Below are 15877 nucleotides of genomic sequence, written 5' to 3'. Positions count from 1 at the left end.
GCCTCTCGGGGAGGCCGTGGAAAGGCCAATCTTCGCGGTGACGGACGGCCTATGCGAAGATTCGCGAGGACCGGCGGACAGCATTGGAGCAGGTTGCACAGGCACCTGCATGTAGGACAGCTTTTTCCATTGTCGCCGATGCCGGCACGGCAAGAGCTGCAAGCGCCGCGACTGTCGGAAAATGAAGCACCAATGTCCTCCCCGTCTGCCGAATGCCATTTTAGCGGCACCGGCAGCGGGGGTCAGCTTGCGCGCTTAGCCGCGGGCATTCCGCTGCTGGCCGCCGCCACTCCGGCGCCGCCCGCGGAACGGGCGCTTCGGCTGGCCGCCTTCAGGGCGATGCGCCGCATGGCCGTCGGCGCGGTGCGGATGGCGCTGTCCCTGACCGGCAGGGCGCTCGTTACGGGTCGCGCGCTGCTGCGTCTGGTTGCGCCGGTCCGACTTGGTCGCGGGACGCGTGCGTTCCGGCTGCGGCTTGGGCGCCGGCTTCAGGCGCTTGAACGCTTCGGCAGCCGCGTTGAAGTCCGCCGGAAGCGGAGTCACTTGGATCTTCTGACGCGTGGTCCGCTCGATATCGCGCAGGTTGCCGCGCTCTTCCGCGCTGCAGAAGGCGATCGCAATGCCATCGGCTCCGGCACGCGCAGTGCGGCCGATGCGGTGGACATATTGTTCCGGCACGTCCGGCAGGTCGAAGTTCACCACGTGGCTGACGCCCGGGATGTCGATCCCGCGCGCGGCGATGTCCGTCGCGATCAGCACCTTCAGCTCGCCCGAGCGGAACAGCGCAATCGCGCGCTCGCGCTGCGCCTGGCTCTTGTTGCCGTGGATCGCGCCCGAGGGGATGCCGGCTGCTTCGAGCTGGCGGACGATCTTGTCGGCGCCATGCTTGGTGCGGCTGAAGACGAGCGCGCGCTCGATCGGCTCACGGCACAGCACCATCGACAGCAGTGCCGCTTTCTCGGCCTGGTTAACCATGGTGACGGTCTGATCGATCCGCTCAACGGTGGTCGCGGCGGGCGTCACTGACACTTCGGCCGGGTTCGTCAGATATTTGTCGGCCAGTTCCTTGATCGCCTTCGGCATGGTGGCCGAAAAGAACAAGGTCTGGCGCTTCGGCGGGACCAGCGCCACGATCCGGCGCAGCGCATGAATGAAACCGAGGTCGAGCATCTGGTCCGCCTCGTCGAGGACGAGGATTTCGAGGCTGCGAAGGTCTACGGCGCGCTGGTCGACGAGGTCGAGCAGGCGCCCCGGGGTCGCGACCAGGACGTCAAGGCCACGCTGCACCGTGCGCACGCTCTTGCCGTTCGGGACGCCGCCGAAGATGACGCCGACCGACAGCTTCATGTTCTTGCCATAGGCCTCCGCGCTGGCGGCGATCTGGGCCGCGAGCTCGCGGGTCGGGGCGAGCACCAGCATTCGAATCTGGCCGGGCTTGAGGAACTGCGGACGGTTTTCGTCCAGGCGATCGAGCGAGGGCAGCATGAAGGCTGCGGTCTTGCCGGTACCGGTCTGGGCAATGCCGAGCAGGTCGCGGCCGGTCAGGACCGTCGGGATCGCCTGCAGCTGGATCGGGGTGGCCTTGGTGTAATTCTTAGCCGCAAGCGCGGCGAGAAGGCCCTTCGAAAGGCCAAGGTTATGAAACGACATTGATGAACTTCCACATGAAGGCTCAGCCGGTGCGCCTCTTGCGCCCCCGGTAAGCGGGAGAAACAAGAACCCCGCGTGATGTGGAGAACTTCAAACCGTCGAGGCGCGGGCCGGTTACCGCCGAAGCGTTGAACCGATCACGCCGCTTGCAAGGCGCCTCGTGTTGCGGTGCAATATAGGGGCTAGAGCTTAATTGTCCATGACCGGCTCAGATTGCGGTCACCGAGCCGCCCTGCACATGGAAGCGGCTGGCAGCTCCAATGCCGTCGAACAGCGCTGCTTCGGTGGCCGTCATCCACACCTGACCCCGGCCTTCGAGGCGCGCGAAAAGGGCCGCCCGGCGCTTCGGGTCGAGATGGGCGGCGACTTCGTCGAGAAGCAGGATCGGCGGTGCGCCGCGGCGATCGGCAACGAGCTCGGCATGGGCGAGGATGATGCCGAGCAGCAGCGCCTTCTGCTCCCCGGTCGAGGATAGAGCGGCGGGCATTTGCTTCGCGCGGTGGAGAACGACGAAGTCCTGCCGGTGCGGTCCTTCGGTCGCGCGACCTGCCGCAGCGTCCCGCCCGCGGTTGGTGCGAAGAGCGCCGGCAAGGTCGGCCGCACTCCAGCCTTCGACCGACACCGACGCGCGGGCGAATTCGTCCTCAGGCGCGTGGGCGAGGCGTTCATCGAGCGCCGCCACGGTTCGCGCCCTCGCCTCTGCGATCGCGGCGCCATGCTCCGCCATCGCCGCTTCGAGCGAAGCGACCCAGCTGTCGTCCCACCGCTCCTGCGCCAGAAGCTTGTTCCGCGCCCGCATCGCCGCATCGTAACGCGTCGAATGATGGGCGTGGCCGGGTTCAAGCGCGAGCACCAGCCGGTCGAGGAACCGGCGGCGTTCCCCGGTGCTACCGGCGAACAAGCGGTCCATCGCCGGTGTCAGCCACAGGATCGACAGCCATTCGGACAGGCTGTTGACCGAGGTGGCGGCGCCATTGATGCGCACCTGGCGACGCTCCGGCGCAGTCGCGAGGGTTCCGGTGCCGAGGTCGGTGCCATCGAGGCTCGCAGCGACGGCCCAGGCGCCGTTGCCGCCCCGTCGCGCCATTTCCGACAGCGGCGCACCGCGAAGCCCGCGCCCCGGCGCGAGCATCGACACCGCCTCCAGGAGATTGGTCTTGCCGGCGCCATTGTCGCCGAACAGCAGCACGAAGCCGCCCCGCGGCTCGAGCGTCGCCGAGCCGTAGGATCGGAAATCGGTCAGTGTCAGGCGGCTGACGGGCACTTGTAACGACTTAGGCAGTCCGGGCGCGGAGTAAATCCGCGCCGTCGGTCCTGTCAGCTACGCTGCAGGCCGTCCGCGGCTCGCCGTCTCGCCCATAAGCCGCGCTCGCTTCGCTCCGCTTGGCTTATGGTTGGCGGCTCACACGCGCATCGGCATGAGGACGTAGAGGGCGTTCGACTTGTCGCTTTCGCGAAGCAAGGTCGGTGCGGCTGCGTCGGCGAGGTGGACCTCGACCGTGTCACCGTCGATCTCGCCAAGGATGTCGAGAAGATATTTGGCGTTGAAGCCAATCTCGATCCCGTCCGATCCATAGTCGGCCGCGAGCTCTTCAGTCGCCAGCCCGTTTTCCGGCGAGGTAACCGAAAGCGTCACCTTGTCGCGGTCGACGCTGATCTTCACCGCGCGGGTCTTTTCGCTGGCGATGGTCGAGACGCGGTCGACGCCCGAGGCGAAGGTCTTGGGGTCAAGCTTCAGCAGCTTGTCGTTCGCGGTCGGAATGACTCGGTTGTAGTCCGGGAAAGTGCCGTCGATCAGCTTGCTGGTCAGGATCGCGCTGCCGAGGCCGAAGCGGATCTTGGTCGGCGACAGCGAAATTTCGACCGTGCCTTCGAGCTCTTCGAGTAGGCGGTAGAGCTCCTGCACGGCTTTGCGCGGAACGATGACGTCCGGCATGCCGTCGGCGCCGTCCGGGCGCGGGACGGTGACCCGCGCGAGGCGGTGCCCGTCAGTCGCGGCCGCCCGCATCTGGTCGTCAACGACATGGAAGAAGATGCCCATGAGATAGTAACGCGTCTCTTCGCTGGAGATGGCGAACCGCGTCTTCTCGATGATCTGGCGGAGGGTCGCCGCAGGAAGCTCGAAGCGGGTCGGCAGGTCGCCTTCGGCGATCACCGGGAAATCGTCGCGCGGAAGCGTCGACAGGTTGAAGCGGGCGCGCCCGGCGATCACCTGCATCTTGCCTTCCGCGGCGGTCAGCTCGACCTGGCTGCCTTCGGGCAGCTTGCGGACGATGTCGAAGAAGGTGTGGGCTGAGACAGTCGTAGCGCCGGGCTGCGAAACGTCGGCCGGAACGCTCTCGTCGACCTGGAGATCAAGGTCGGTGGCCATCAGCCGCAGCGAGCCGTCCTCGCGCGCTTCCAACAGCACGTTGGAGAGGATCGGAATGGTGTTGCGCCGCTCCACGACCGATTGGACGTGGCCGAGGCTCTTCAGGAGGACCGCCCGCTCAATCGTCGCTTTCATTGCTTCGTTGCCCCATTTTTCCGCACGCGTGACGGCACGACTATAGCGGCCCGTCACGCGTGCGGAAGTGGGGACTTTAGGGTTGCTGCTGCTGTCCGGCCTTCTGGCCAACTGCAGGCGCAGCGCCGCCGGACTTGCCGGGCACCAGCAGCGCGTCGAGCTGGTGGACGACGCCGTTGCTGAACTGCTGGTCCGCCTGGACGATAGCGGCCTTGTTGCCGGCGCTGTCGGTTAGGACGGTGCGCCCGCCTTCCTTGCTGGCGGTCAGCGTACCGCCGCTAATGGTCGCGAGCGGCGTCTTGCCCTTGCCGGCGTCGATCGCCTTGTCGATGTCGGCGACCAGGACCGTGCCCGGCAGGATCAAATTGGTGATCGTGCCGGTCAGCTGAGCGCGGTTTTCGGGGGTCGCGGCGAACGTGCCCTGCGGCGCCTTGCCGATCGCTTCGTCGGTCGGCACGAAGACCGTGTAGGGGCCGGGGCCGGCGAGCGTCTGGTCGAGGCCTGCAGCCTTGGCGGCGGCCATGAACTGGCTGTTCGCGGGAAGGCCGGCCGCAATCGTCTGGTTGCCCGCCGCCTTTTCGGCCTGCGGCGTCTGGACGTCGCGCGCGCCATTGCCGTTGCCGCCGTCCTTGTTGCACGCGCCGAGCGAAAGCAGCGCCGCCGCTGCAACCCCGAACGCGAGTGCATGATTCCTCATGCGCTTGCTCCTTCTTTGTTGTGAACGCGAAATGGCCCGGCGTGGATTGGGTTCCACACCGGGCCAAGTCAAAGCGCTGATGCCGATACCGCTTAGGTCAGCAGCGAAGCAACGATCGCCGTCACCAGCTGCGTCGTCGGGTCGACCTGGTAGATGTTGCCGTTGTTGTAACGGTACCAGGCGTTCGGCGTGTCGTAGTAGGTGCTGCGATACGCCATCGGCACGTTGTACATATTGTACCCGGCCGGAAGCGGCTGCCCGATCGAGAAGCCCGGCGAAAGCAGCGCCGCAACCGACGTGATCAGGCTGCTCGACGGATCGTACTGGTAGATCGCACCCGGCGCGTACCAATAGGATCGGTCGTCGGTCGGATAGTACATGCTGCGATACTGCGTCGGCACGTTGTAGTAGCTGTACGACGACGGCAGCATCTGCCCGACACCATAGCCCGACGCATAGGTCGGAACGATGTTCTGGACGAGGCCGGAGCCGCAGTCGACCTGGTAGACCACGCCATTGGCGTAGCGGTTACAGGTGTTGCCGTAATAGTCCGAATAGCCGCCGTATTCGCTGTAGCTGGCCGGGTAGAAGCTGTTCAGCCCGTAATAGTCCGGCACGTAGCTGCTCATATACTGCTGCGGCAGATAGGTGCCGGGCAGGTAGCCGCCGCCGAGCAGCGGCAGGAGCGACGAGATCAGGTCGTTAGACCGATCGACCTGGTAGAGATAGCCGTCGCCGTAGCGGTAATAATAATCCTGCGTTTCCGGATAGAGATAGCCGACGGAAGCCGGCAGCGCCGCGAGCGGCACATAGTTGCGAACGGTCGAAAGCGGCGCACCGATGTAGCGCAGCGCCTCGGTCGGCGCGAGAATGCGCGTCTGCGGCATCAGCAGCTGGAGGCGGCTGGTCTGGAATGCCTCGGCATTGACGCGGCGAAGCGCCTGCAGCTGGTCGTTTCGCGCGGTCCCCGGCGGCATGCAGCCCTTGCCGGCCAGCCCCGGCGGGCACCCGCCAACGCCATAGCCCTGGCCGTTTGCGCCCATGCGGACGTCACGGATCTCACGATTGTCGATCCGCATGTCGCGCGTGTTCAGGCGCTGCGCCTGGCGTTCGATCCGGACCTGCTGGCGGTCGAGATTCTTCGCCTGACCGCGATCGGCGCGCATCTGCTTGCGCTCGAAATTCCTTACCTGCTGGCGTTCAGCGCGCATCTGCTGACGCTCCGCCTTGCGGACATTGGCGTGGCGAGGCTGTTCGATCCGCATCTGCTGACGCTCGATGCGCTGGGCCTGCCTGAACTGCTGGGGACGAGCCTGCTGGCGTTCGATACGCTGCGCCTGCCGCATCTGCTGCGGGCGCGCCTGCTGGCGTTCCACGCGCACCTGCTGCGGCGGAGCCATCTGGCCGCCGCCGCGCTGCGCCTTGGCCTGTTGGCCACCGCCGCCGCCACGCTGGACGTTACCGTGCTGGCCGCCGCCATGTCCTTTCGCCTGCTCGCCCTTGGGGCCGCCGCCACCATGTGGGCCCGCGGCAGCCGGCGTCGCGATTGCGAGGGCGGCAACGCCTGCGGCGAGAAATAGCCTGGTCATCACAAAAACTCCTTTCGGACGGCAAGAACGGCTCTCCAGGAGCGCCGTTCCCACGTCTCAACGATTGGAACCGGCACCCTACCGCGCCAGGGTGAACCGCAAATTGCTTTGCTGTTCAGATAGTTGGGCGTTGCGGCGAAGCGCCCCTCAGGCGCGTTCGTCGATCCAGTCGCCGCGCAGCCGCTTGCCGGCCAGGTAGAGGAGTGCGGCGGCCACGAGATAGAATGCGAGGACCGCAAGGGCGGCGATCCGCAGCGAATCCGCACCATAGGTCGCGCGCAAGGAGTCGCTGATCGCGCCGATCAGCAGTGGCCCAGCGCCGAGGCCGACGAGATTGTTGATCAGCAGGAAGGCCCCGCTTGCCGTCGCTCGCATCGGCTGTTCGACGAGGTGCTGGACCGCCGTCGTGATCGGGCCCAGCCACAGGATGTTGAGCGCGTTCGGGACGAGAAGGAGCGCCCAGACCACAGTCAGGTTCTCGGTCATCAGTCCGGCGGCGTAGAGCGGCGCAGTGATCAGCCACGCGATCGCGGGGAGCCAGGCGTACCAGCGGCGGTCGCGGCGGCCGAGGCGGTCGGCCAGCCAGCCGCCCATGAAGACGCCGACGGTGCCGCCGATCAGCAGCAGCGATCCCAGGAACTGCCCGGCGCCGCTGAGGCTCATGCCGAAGCTGCGGATCAGGATCGAGGCGACCCAGGTGGCGAGACCGTAGCCGCACAGCGAGCTCAAGGAGGCGCCGAACGCCATCAGCCAGAAGCTCGGCTTGCGCGCGAGCAGGGCGAAGGTCGCCGTCAGGTCGCGCATGGCGGGCGCAGCGCTGCCCTGCGGCCGCGGCCGGTCGCGGACGACGAAGGCGAACACAGGCGCGAGGAGCAGGCCGAACGCGCCCATGACGATGAAGGCGGTACGCCAGTCGAACGCGGAGGCGATCCACGAGCCGAAGATAGCGCCGCTGCCCAGTCCGATCGGCACGCCGAGCGAGAAAATGGCCATGGCGCGGGCCCGCCGTTCGGGCGGGAAATAGTCGGAGATCAAAGCGTAGGACGGGGCAACGCCGCCGGCTTCGCCAAGGCCGACCCCGAGCCGGCAAAGGAACAGCTGGCCGAAACCTGCGGCGGCGCCGCACAGTGCCGTGAAGCCCGACCAGACGGCAAGCGCGCCGGTAATCACGGCTGCTCGGCTGGTGCGGTCGGCAAGCACCGCCAGCGGGATGCCGAACAGGCTGTAGACGAGTGCGAAAGCCGCACCGGTGAGAACGCCGAGCTCACTGTCGCTGAGCTGCAGGTCCTTCTTGATCGGCTCCAGGAGAATGCCGAGGATCTGCCGGTCGAGGAAGTTGAAGATGTAGGCGACGAGCAGAAGAGCCAGGACGAGCCTGGCACTGCGTTGCGCCGGTGAAGCCCTGATCATCGCAAGCCCTCGAGATGGGAGACGAGGGCATCGACGTCGCCGTCGTCCTGGTAGATTCCGAAGCCGATCCGGAGCACCTGCCCGCGCACGTCGGTGATGACATTCTTGGCCTTCAGCCGCTCGTACCAGCGCTGCGCGTCGGGGCTGCGGAAGGCGAGGAAGCGGGCATGCGGCCCCTCGGTCAGGGGGTTGAGCAGCTCGGCATCGGCGAGCGGGGTGCGGTCCAGCTGCTCCAGCAGGCGCTTCTGGAGGGTTGCGGCGTGGCCGGAGATGCGGGCCGTGGTGAGGCCGTTCTCCCGAAGCATCCTTTGGACCGCGTTGAACCGGTAAAGCGCCGACGGGTCGAAGGTGGCGCCGAGGAATCGCCGCGCGTCGGGCGCATAGCCGACGGCGCCCGGCGGCAGGCTTAAATCCTCGAACTCGGCGAACCAGCCGGTGACATAGGGACGTAGGCCGTATCCCGGGGGCGCATGCATGAAGGCCGCGCCTTCGCCCGACATCGCATATTTGTACGCGCCGCCGAGGAAGAAGGCGCGGTCGCCGGCCGCCTCCGCGAACGGCGCTTCGATGGCCATGAAGGAATGGTAGCCGTCGACGACGACCCACGGTCCCTCGGGACGCCCGAGCGCAGTCAGTTCGGAAAGCGGCTGGAACAATGCGCCGGAGCCGAACAGCAGCTCGCTGACGAGGATCAGCTCATGATCGCCGGAGCGGGCGCGCTCGATGAAGCGGTCGCCCAAAGTCTCGAAGGGCTCGGCGGCGACGCGCTCCACCTCGACGGTGCCCGCCTCTTCCCATCGGGCGAGCTGCCGCCGCGCACTGTGGAATTCGCCATCGGTGGTCAGCACCTTCAGCCGCCCGGTGCGCGGAACGACCGAGAAGAGCCGCACGAGGAAGTCGTGGGTATTGGAGGAAAAGACGATGGCGTCCGGGTCATCGGTGCCGATCTCGCGCGCGACATGGGCCTGGGCTTCGGGCCAGACCTCGCCCATCACCTTGTCCCATTTGCGGTCGGCGAGACGCGCGGCGTCTTCGCCGGCCTGGGCATGACCCGCGAGCGCCGCGTCGGGCCACAGATGGTGGCTGTGTGCGGCGAAGTGGAGGCGCGTCGGGTCGGCCGCGAGGCTGCGGCTGAACAGCGGCTTGAAGGTCAAAGCTCCGTCCTTAGCGACCACAGCTCCGGGAACACGCGCTTGTCGAGCGTCGAGCGGAGGTAGGCGGCGCCGGCCGAGCCCCCGGTCCCCCGCTTGTTGCCGATGATGCGCTCCACGGTCAGCACATGCTTGTGGCGCCAGGCGGCGAGCGCGTCGTCGATGTCGACCAGCTTTTCGGCAAGCTCGTAGAGCTCGAACCAGCGGTCGGCATCGCGGTAGACTTGGACCCAGGCGCCGGCGAGCGCCTCCACGGAACCGTCCCCAATGTCGAAGCCGACACGTTCGAGCGCGGCGACCGCCGCGTCGCGAAGGCTTGGTTCGTCGAGAGCGAGGCTGAGGCGCGCACGCTCGTTCGACCCGTCAGCATAATGTTCGACGAAGGCGGGGTTCTTCAGGCCCAGCCGGTATTCGATTTCGCGAAACTGCGCGGACTGGAAGCCGGAACTGGTGCCGAGCACGTCGCGGAACTTCATGTAATCGACGGGCGTGAGGGTGGCGAGAACGTCCCACGACAGCGTCATCACCGCCTGGATGCGGCTGATCCGCGCCATCGCCTTATAGCCTTCGGCGAACCTTTCCTCGCCGACCAGGCGGATCGCCAGCACCAACTCGTGAAGCATCTCCTTCATCCACAGCTCTTTTGTCTGGTGAATGACGATGAACAGCATCTCGTCGTGAAGGGGCGACAGCGGCTGCTGCGCCGACAGGAGCTGATCGAGCTTCAGATAGTCGGCATAGGTCATGCCGGCGGGCGTCGCGGTCATGCCCCGGCTTAGGACAAAGGCCGGAGTTGCGGAAGCAGATCCGCTATTGCGGGGCGCCGCCGCCATCACTGGCCGGCGCGCCGCCGAGCCCGCCGACCTGGCCGATGCCGCCGAACAGCTCCTCGAAGAAGCCGCGCTTGCCGGTGAAGGTCGGGGTTTCGCGCCCGGACGGATCGACGTTGAGCACCAATTCCCGGCCGGTCTGCTGGGTCGACACGACGTTGCCCGCCTGGTCGAAGCGGACCAGGAGCACCGTCTGCCTGGATACCCGCGGACTGCGGAACGCGAGCTGGTTGGTATCGCGCGAGACATAATACCAGTCGTTCGGCGTGAACGTGCCGGTCAGCGTCGGCGTGCCCAAAACCTTCTGCACCGACGTCTTGTTATCGACGCCTGGCTGAATCGCGCTTGCCAGTTCCCGATCGATCACCGCGCCCTTGTGCATCCGATTGGTGGCGCAGCCCGAGGCGAGCAGCGCTGCAAGTGCGATGGTGGCGACGCCGAACGACCCGAACTTCATGTGCATCATGTTCCTTCTGCGGACCGCTCAGCGGCTGCCCTTGTCGCTTCTTACTATCAAGCGTGCTTGAGCAAGTCGCGTGCGCGCCTCATATGCCGCGGCTGGCTGCAGGCGCAAGCGCTGCCCGAACCCAAGGACGCTATGCTGAACTTCCTGTTCCGGAGATTAACGGCGGACCCGCAGCGCGGCGCTGACCTGTTCGAAGCGGTGACCGCGATCGCGCGCCGGCCCCATTGGTATGTCGAGGGCGGCGTAGCCGACACGCTCGACGGGCGCTTTGCGGTGCTGACGACGGTGCAGGCGCTGGTCCTGGTTCGGCTCGAAGCCGAGGGGCAGGCCGGCAATGCCGCCTCGGTGGCCGTCACCGAGCGTTTCATCGAAGTGATGGAATCGGAGCATCGCGAACTGGGCCTCGGCGACCCGACGCTCGGCAAGACCGTGCGCAAACTAGTCGGATCGCTGGCTCGGCGCACCGAGCTGTGGCGGACGGCGGTGGCCGGTGAAGGTGACTGGCGCGAGGCTGCACGCGACAGTCTGTTCAAAGGGGAGGCAGCCGAGGAAGCGCTGGATCACGCCGCTGCCGCGCTGCGCGAACTTTGGGCCCGGCTCGACCAAGCGAGCCTTGCCGACATCGAGAAGGGACGCGTGGAATGAGCGACCGATTTGCCCATCAGCTGCGCCTGGACCAGATCCGCGACGGCGAGCGGCTGGACCTGATTGCCGACGACGCCGAGCGCAAGGCGATCGGCGAGCGGCTCGGGCTTGCCGGCCTCGAACGGCTGGAGGCTCATGTGGTGCTGTCGCGCACCGGTGAGATCGTGCGCGCCGAGGGCCGCCTGAGCGCGGCGCTCGACCAGAATTGCGTCGTCACCGGCGAGCCGGTCGCCGGCCATGTCGACGAACCCTTCGCGCTCCTGTTCATGCCGGAGCCTGAGACGTCGGCTCCGGACGAGGAGATCGAGCTCGGCGCGGAAGATTGCGACACAGTTTTCTACGACGGGGCGCAGATCGATCTCGGCGGCGCGATCGCCGACACGCTGGCGCTGAGCGTCGATCCTTATCCGCGCAGCGCAGGCGCGGAGGTCGCGCTGAAGGAAGCGGGCGTCCTGACCGAAGAGCAAGCGGGGCCGTTCGCCGCGCTTGCCGCCCTCAAGAAGGGCAGCGATTCTTAAAAGGGGACGTCGTCGTCCAGATCGGTGTCGAACGCCGCCGGCTGCGGACGCGACTGGCTGCGCTGGCTGCCGCTCGAGCTGCCGCCGCCGAAATCGTCATAGCTGTCGCTGCCGCCGCCGAATGAGCCGCGGCCGCCGCCCGCGCCTTCACGGCTGTCGAGCAGGACGAGCTCGCCGCGGAACTTCTGCAGCACGATCTCGGTCGTGTAGCGGTCGTTGCCCGACTGGTCCTGCCACTTGCGGGTCTGCAGCTGTCCTTCGACGTAAACCTTGGAGCCCTTGCGCAGATAGTTCTTGGCGACCCGGCCGAGGTTCTCGTTGAAGATGGCGACCGAATGCCATTCGGTCTTTTCCTGGCGGTTGCCGTCGCGGTCCTTCCAGGTCTCCGAGGTAGCGATGCGGAGGTTCACGACCTCCCCGCCATTGCTGAACGAACGCGACTCCGGGTCTGCACCCAAATTGCCGACCAGAATCACCTTGTTCACGCCCGCCATCGTCGCTCTCCTCTTCCTCGAAAGCGGCTATAGGCCGAGCGCCACCGCCGTCCAATAGGTCAGACCCGCCGCGATGTAGGCCAAGGCGAATAAGTAGCCGATCATGAAGAGCGGCCATTTCCAGCCGTTCGTCTCGCGGCGCGTGACCGCGATGGTCGACACACATTGCGGCGCGAACACGAACCAGGCGAGGAACGCCAAAGCGGTGGGCAGAGGCCAGGCGTGGCGAAGCCGCTCGGCAAGGCTTTTCTCGATCGCTTCCTCATCGTCGGAGTCGAGCGAATAGACGGTCGCGATGGCGCTGACCGCCACTTCGCGCGCGGCCATTGCCGGAAGCAGCGCAAGCGCGATGTCGTGGTTGAAACCGATCGGCCGCACGACGACCTCGATGCCGCTGGCGATCTTTCCGGCAATCGACACTTCGCTCTGTTTCTCGCCGGGGCCAGCTTGCGGCACGCTCGCGAGCGCCCACAAGACGATCGTGGTGCCGAGAATGATGGTGCCCGCGCGCTTCAGGAAAATCTCGGCGCGGGTGAGGAGGCCGATTGCGACGTCCTTCAGCGGCGGGAGCTGGTATTTCGGAAGCTCCATCATGAATCCGCTGCTGCCGCCCTTGAGCACGCCGCGGCGGAGCACGAAGGCAGCGCCAAGCGCACCGAGGATGCCGCTGACGTAGAGGGCGAACATGACGGTGCCCTGGAGGCCGACCCCCCACACCAGCTGACGGTTCGGGATGAACGCGGCGATCAGCAATGTGTAGACCGGAAGCCGAGCCGAGCAGGTCATCAGCGGGGCGATCAGGATGGTCGTCAGCCGATCCTTTTCATTGTCGATGGTCCGCGTCGCCATGATGCCCGGCACTGCGCAAGCGAAGCTCGACAAGAGTGGGATGAAGGCCCGGCCGGACAGGCCCACGCCGTGCATCAGCCGGTCCATCAGGAACGCCGCCCGCACCATATAACCGGTGCCCTCGAGCAGCAGGATGAAGAAGAACAGGATCAGGATCTGCGGCAGGAAAGTGATGACGGCACCGACACCCGCGATGGCGCCGTCCACGACCATCGAGCGCAGCAGCCCTTCCGGGACCGCGCGGCTTGCGAGGTCGGACAGCCAGGCGACGCCGCTCTCGATCCAGGCGATCGGCGTCTCGCTCCAGGCGAACACGGCCTGAAACATCACGAACATCACCAGCGCGAGGATGATCGGACCCGCGACGGGATGCAGAAGCACGCTGTCGAGCCGGTGAGTCCAACGCCGGACCGGCGTTTCGCTGATTACTGCCGCTGTCGCAATTTCGCGCGCGCGGCGCTGCAGGTGGATGAGGTCGCTCGGCGTGGCCGGCATCGGCCGCCGGACCGGCCCGGCGAGCAGCTCGTCGAGCGCCTGCCCAAGTTCGGCGATGCCGCGGCGGCGCACGGCGACGGTCTCCAGGACCGGCACGCCGAGCTCGCGCGACAGAGCGGCCGCGTCGAGCTCGAGCCCGTCCCGCTTGGCGAGATCGACCATGTTCAAGGCGACGATCGTCGGCAGGCCCAATTCGATCAGTTGGAGCGCAAAGCGGAGGTGGTTGTCGAGGTTCGACGCATCGAGCACCACCACCAATGCATCGGGCTGGCGCTCGCCCTGCTGCTTGCCGAGCAGCACGTCGCGGGTGACCGCTTCATCGAGGCTTGCCGGATCGAGACTATAGGCGCCCGGAAGGTCGACCAGTTCGACCGGCCGGCCGTCGCCGAGGGTCATCCGCCCGGAGTGCCGCTCCACCGTGACGCCGGGATAATTGCCGACCTTCTGGCGAGCGCCGGTGAGCGCGTTGAAGAGCGCGCTTTTGCCAGCATTCGGGCTGCCGGCCATGGCGACGAGCGGAAGCGGGTTCACGTGAAGCTTGTAGGGGTCAGGCGGCCGAGGTGACCCGGATGGCGCACGCCTGCCGGCGCCGGATCGCCACCGTCATCCGGCCGACGCGAATGGCAATCGGATCGCGCCCGAACGGCCCAAGGTGAAGCGGCTCGACGACGACGCCCTCGTCGAACCCGAAGTGACGGAGGCGGCACGCTTCCGATTCCTCGAGCGACGCCCAATCCACCGACAAGACGCGCGCTTTGGTGCCGACCGTAAGCAGGTCGAGGCTGGTCACGTCAGGCTGGAACGGCGCGTTCATTGTTGCGAGTGATTATCATTAACGAGCTGCATTGGCCATAGGCAATGTAGCCGCCGGCAAGCGCCTGGCGATCCGGGCAATTACCTAGGCGGATAGCGCAGCCGCCCGAGGAAGCGCGTCAGGCTCAGCCGCTGGTCGGCGGAGCCGCGCCACTGCGCCTTGAACTTCTCGAACTTCATCACGTCGTCGATGCGGCGGTCGAGGAAGGCGGCCGTGTCGGCCCAACCCTCGCTCTGATCCTCCAGCCATACGAGCAAGGTCGAGCCGTAGACGCCGCTGAGGATCATGCGTTTGGTATAATGATTAAAGTCGCTGCTGGTGTCGCCGGCAATGCGCCACATCACGTCGGCGCTGCGCCAGGAGATGCGTAGGCCAAGCGCCACGTTCTGCGGCATGGCGAGGATAGCCAGCCCACGGCGGACCGCCTCACGCGCCGGCTCCATGATCTCGAGCCGCCGCCAAACCAAGGCGCGAATCTTTTCGCGGATCTTGAGCGCGGCGAGACGCTCGGGCGTGAAATAAGCCTCCAGGCCGCGATCGACTTCCTGGATGTACACGTCGACCATGCCGGCCGGGTTCTTGGGCATCGCCAGCCGCGCCTGGGCCGGGTCGATGCCGAGCTGCTGAGCGGCGGCGTCGACCGCCTTCACCGTCCAGCCGTCGAACACCGCATTCTCGCCCACGGCCAGGGCAAGCTCACGGCGGAGGCGTTCGAGCGGACTGGGTTGCAGGTCGCTGGTCGATTCCATGCCGCTCAACTGGGCTGGTCGGCGGCGACTCGCAACCCCCGGTCCGGCAGGCGGACGAGGACGAGCGCCGCGGCGATCGCCAACGCGCCCGCGATGTCCGTCGCGCTGAGCCGCTCGTCATAGGCGAACCAGCCGATCAGTGCGGCGATCGCCGGCTGGCTGAGCAGGACGAGGCCGACCACTAGCGGCGACAGGTTGCCGATGGCGAAGACTAGCAAGCCCTGCCCGAGCACCTGGCTCGACAGCGCGAACATGACGACGGGCGTCCAATCGTGCGGCCAGATCCGCTCGCCGGCCGCAAAGCTGAGGACGAGCAGGATCGGCGTTGCGAATGCGGTGGCAAGGAACAGGAGCGGCAGCGGATGAAGTTCGCTGCGCACCTTGTCGACCAGGATCAGGTAGCCGCCGTAGAGGAGCCCGGCCACCAGCGCGAAGCCGTCGCCGGCAAGGTTCTTCGGCGAAAGCTCATAGCTGCCGCTCATCAGCAGCACGGAGCCGCCGGTCGCCAGCACGATCGCAATCGCCTGCACAAGCGGCAGGCGCCGCGCGAGCCACAGCCCCCAGCAAGCGAAGACGAGGCTACCGGCATTGCCGAACAAAGTCGCATTGCCGAGCTTGGTCATCCGAATGCCGACGTTCCACAGCGCGAGGTCGAGCGCATAGAAGATGGCCGCGCCGAGGATCGCGTAGGTGAGCCCGCGCCGCGGCCAGTGCGCCGGCTGCCCCTTGAACCTCGCCAGCACCCACAGGAACGGCAGGGCGATGGCGAGCCGCCAGAAGCCGGTGGCGATCGGCCCCACGTCCGCCAGGCGCACGAACCACGGCCCGAATGCCAGGGCCCAGGCGCCGACCAGCAGGGCTGAAAAGGCGTGGCGGTGCTGCTGCGGCTGCTCCATCCGAGCCCGTTAGGCGCACGCGCTCGCGCTAGGAAGCGACAAGATCAGGACAGATCATAAGCGGGGCTTATCGGGTGCTGCATAGTTTCCGCGTTGAAGAGTTTCCCCAAGCAACCAT

At 66.7% G+C, this 15877-nt stretch carries 17 protein-coding genes; 3 read left to right on the top strand and 14 right to left on the bottom strand.

The window, feature by feature from the left end; translation table 11 throughout:
- Positions 1-255: 255 nt before the first annotated feature.
- The 5 genes from VIL42_05655 to VIL42_05635 form a co-directional block, all read right to left on the bottom strand.
- The gene (locus VIL42_05655; GenBank protein HEY8592339.1) at positions 256-1650 is read right to left on the bottom strand and encodes a DEAD/DEAH box helicase; all 1395 of its coding nucleotides are present in this window, start codon (positions 1648-1650) and stop codon (positions 256-258) included.
- A 208-nt stretch (positions 1651-1858) separates the two neighbouring features.
- On the bottom strand, positions 1859-2914 hold the full coding sequence (gene recF, locus VIL42_05650) for a DNA replication/repair protein RecF (GenBank protein HEY8592338.1): 1056 nt from the start codon (positions 2912-2914) through the stop codon (positions 1859-1861).
- A 138-nt stretch (positions 2915-3052) separates the two neighbouring features.
- Complete coding sequence (gene dnaN, locus VIL42_05645) at positions 3053-4156, bottom strand: DNA polymerase III subunit beta (GenBank protein HEY8592337.1); 1104 nt, start codon at positions 4154-4156, stop codon at positions 3053-3055.
- A gap of 76 nt (positions 4157-4232) precedes the next feature.
- Entirely contained in the window at positions 4233-4853 is a 621-nt protein-coding gene (locus tag VIL42_05640; GenBank protein HEY8592336.1) for a fasciclin domain-containing protein, read from the bottom strand.
- 92 nt (positions 4854-4945) lie between these two features.
- Positions 4946-6118, bottom strand: coding sequence for a hypothetical protein (locus VIL42_05635; protein HEY8592335.1), 1173 nt, complete (start codon positions 6116-6118; stop codon positions 4946-4948).
- Here VIL42_05635 and VIL42_05630 point away from each other — a divergent pair.
- The gene (locus tag VIL42_05630) at positions 6095-6433 is read left to right on the top strand and encodes a hypothetical protein (GenBank protein ID HEY8592334.1); all 339 of its coding nucleotides are present in this window, start codon (positions 6095-6097) and stop codon (positions 6431-6433) included. The genes VIL42_05635 and VIL42_05630 overlap by 24 nt on opposite strands.
- A 156-nt stretch (positions 6434-6589) precedes the next feature.
- Here the strand turns inward: VIL42_05630 and VIL42_05625 are convergent, their stop codons facing one another.
- From VIL42_05625 to VIL42_05610, 4 genes are read right to left on the bottom strand one after another with little or no spacing between them, the layout of a single operon-like run.
- Entirely contained in the window at positions 6590-7852 is a 1263-nt protein-coding gene (locus tag VIL42_05625) for an MFS transporter (GenBank protein ID HEY8592333.1), read from the bottom strand.
- Positions 7849-9006, bottom strand: coding sequence for an aminotransferase class V-fold PLP-dependent enzyme (locus tag VIL42_05620; GenBank protein HEY8592332.1), 1158 nt, complete (start codon positions 9004-9006; stop codon positions 7849-7851). Before VIL42_05620 ends, VIL42_05625 begins: the two co-directional genes overlap by 4 nt.
- Complete coding sequence (locus VIL42_05615; protein HEY8592331.1) at positions 9003-9770, bottom strand: tryptophan 2,3-dioxygenase; 768 nt, start codon at positions 9768-9770, stop codon at positions 9003-9005. The genes VIL42_05620 and VIL42_05615 overlap by 4 nt, the downstream gene beginning before the upstream one ends.
- A gap of 43 nt (positions 9771-9813) precedes the next feature.
- Positions 9814-10290 carry an outer membrane protein assembly factor BamE gene (locus VIL42_05610; protein ID HEY8592330.1) on the bottom strand — a complete coding sequence of 159 codons (477 nt, stop codon included), beginning with the start codon at positions 10288-10290 and terminating at the stop codon, positions 9814-9816.
- 66 nt (positions 10291-10356) lie between these two features.
- Here VIL42_05610 and VIL42_05605 point away from each other — a divergent pair, with 66 nt between their 5' ends.
- The gene (locus VIL42_05605) at positions 10357-10944 is read left to right on the top strand and encodes a ubiquinol-cytochrome C chaperone family protein (protein HEY8592329.1); all 588 of its coding nucleotides are present in this window, start codon (positions 10357-10359) and stop codon (positions 10942-10944) included.
- A complete protein-coding gene (locus tag VIL42_05600; GenBank protein ID HEY8592328.1) occupies positions 10941-11462 on the top strand; it encodes a DUF177 domain-containing protein in 522 nt (173 codons plus the stop codon). The genes VIL42_05605 and VIL42_05600 overlap by 4 nt, the downstream gene beginning before the upstream one ends.
- Here the strand turns inward: VIL42_05600 and ssb are convergent.
- The 5 genes from ssb to VIL42_05575 form a co-directional block, all read right to left on the bottom strand.
- On the bottom strand, positions 11459-11956 hold the full coding sequence (gene ssb / locus VIL42_05595) for a single-stranded DNA-binding protein (GenBank protein ID HEY8592327.1): 498 nt from the start codon (positions 11954-11956) through the stop codon (positions 11459-11461). The genes VIL42_05600 and ssb overlap by 4 nt on opposite strands.
- Positions 11957-11983: 27 nt before the next feature.
- Positions 11984-13831, bottom strand: a complete 1848-nt coding sequence (locus VIL42_05590) for a ferrous iron transporter B (protein HEY8592326.1) — start codon at positions 13829-13831, stop codon at positions 11984-11986.
- 16 nt (positions 13832-13847) lie between these two features.
- Entirely contained in the window at positions 13848-14114 is a 267-nt protein-coding gene (locus VIL42_05585; protein ID HEY8592325.1) for a FeoA family protein, read from the bottom strand.
- A gap of 80 nt (positions 14115-14194) precedes the next feature.
- Positions 14195-14863, bottom strand: a complete 669-nt coding sequence (locus tag VIL42_05580; GenBank protein HEY8592324.1) for a COQ9 family protein — start codon at positions 14861-14863, stop codon at positions 14195-14197.
- Between the two features lie 5 nt (positions 14864-14868).
- Positions 14869-15759: a DMT family transporter gene (locus VIL42_05575; GenBank protein HEY8592323.1), complete on the bottom strand. Its 891-nt coding sequence runs from the start codon at positions 15757-15759 to the stop codon at positions 14869-14871.
- Positions 15760-15877: the final 118 nt, after the last annotated feature.

The organism is Sphingomicrobium sp., assembly GCA_036563485.1.
Taxonomy (GTDB): Bacteria; Pseudomonadota; Alphaproteobacteria; order Sphingomonadales; family Sphingomonadaceae; genus Sphingomicrobium.
This window is presented reverse-complemented; position numbering and strand designations above follow the sequence as displayed.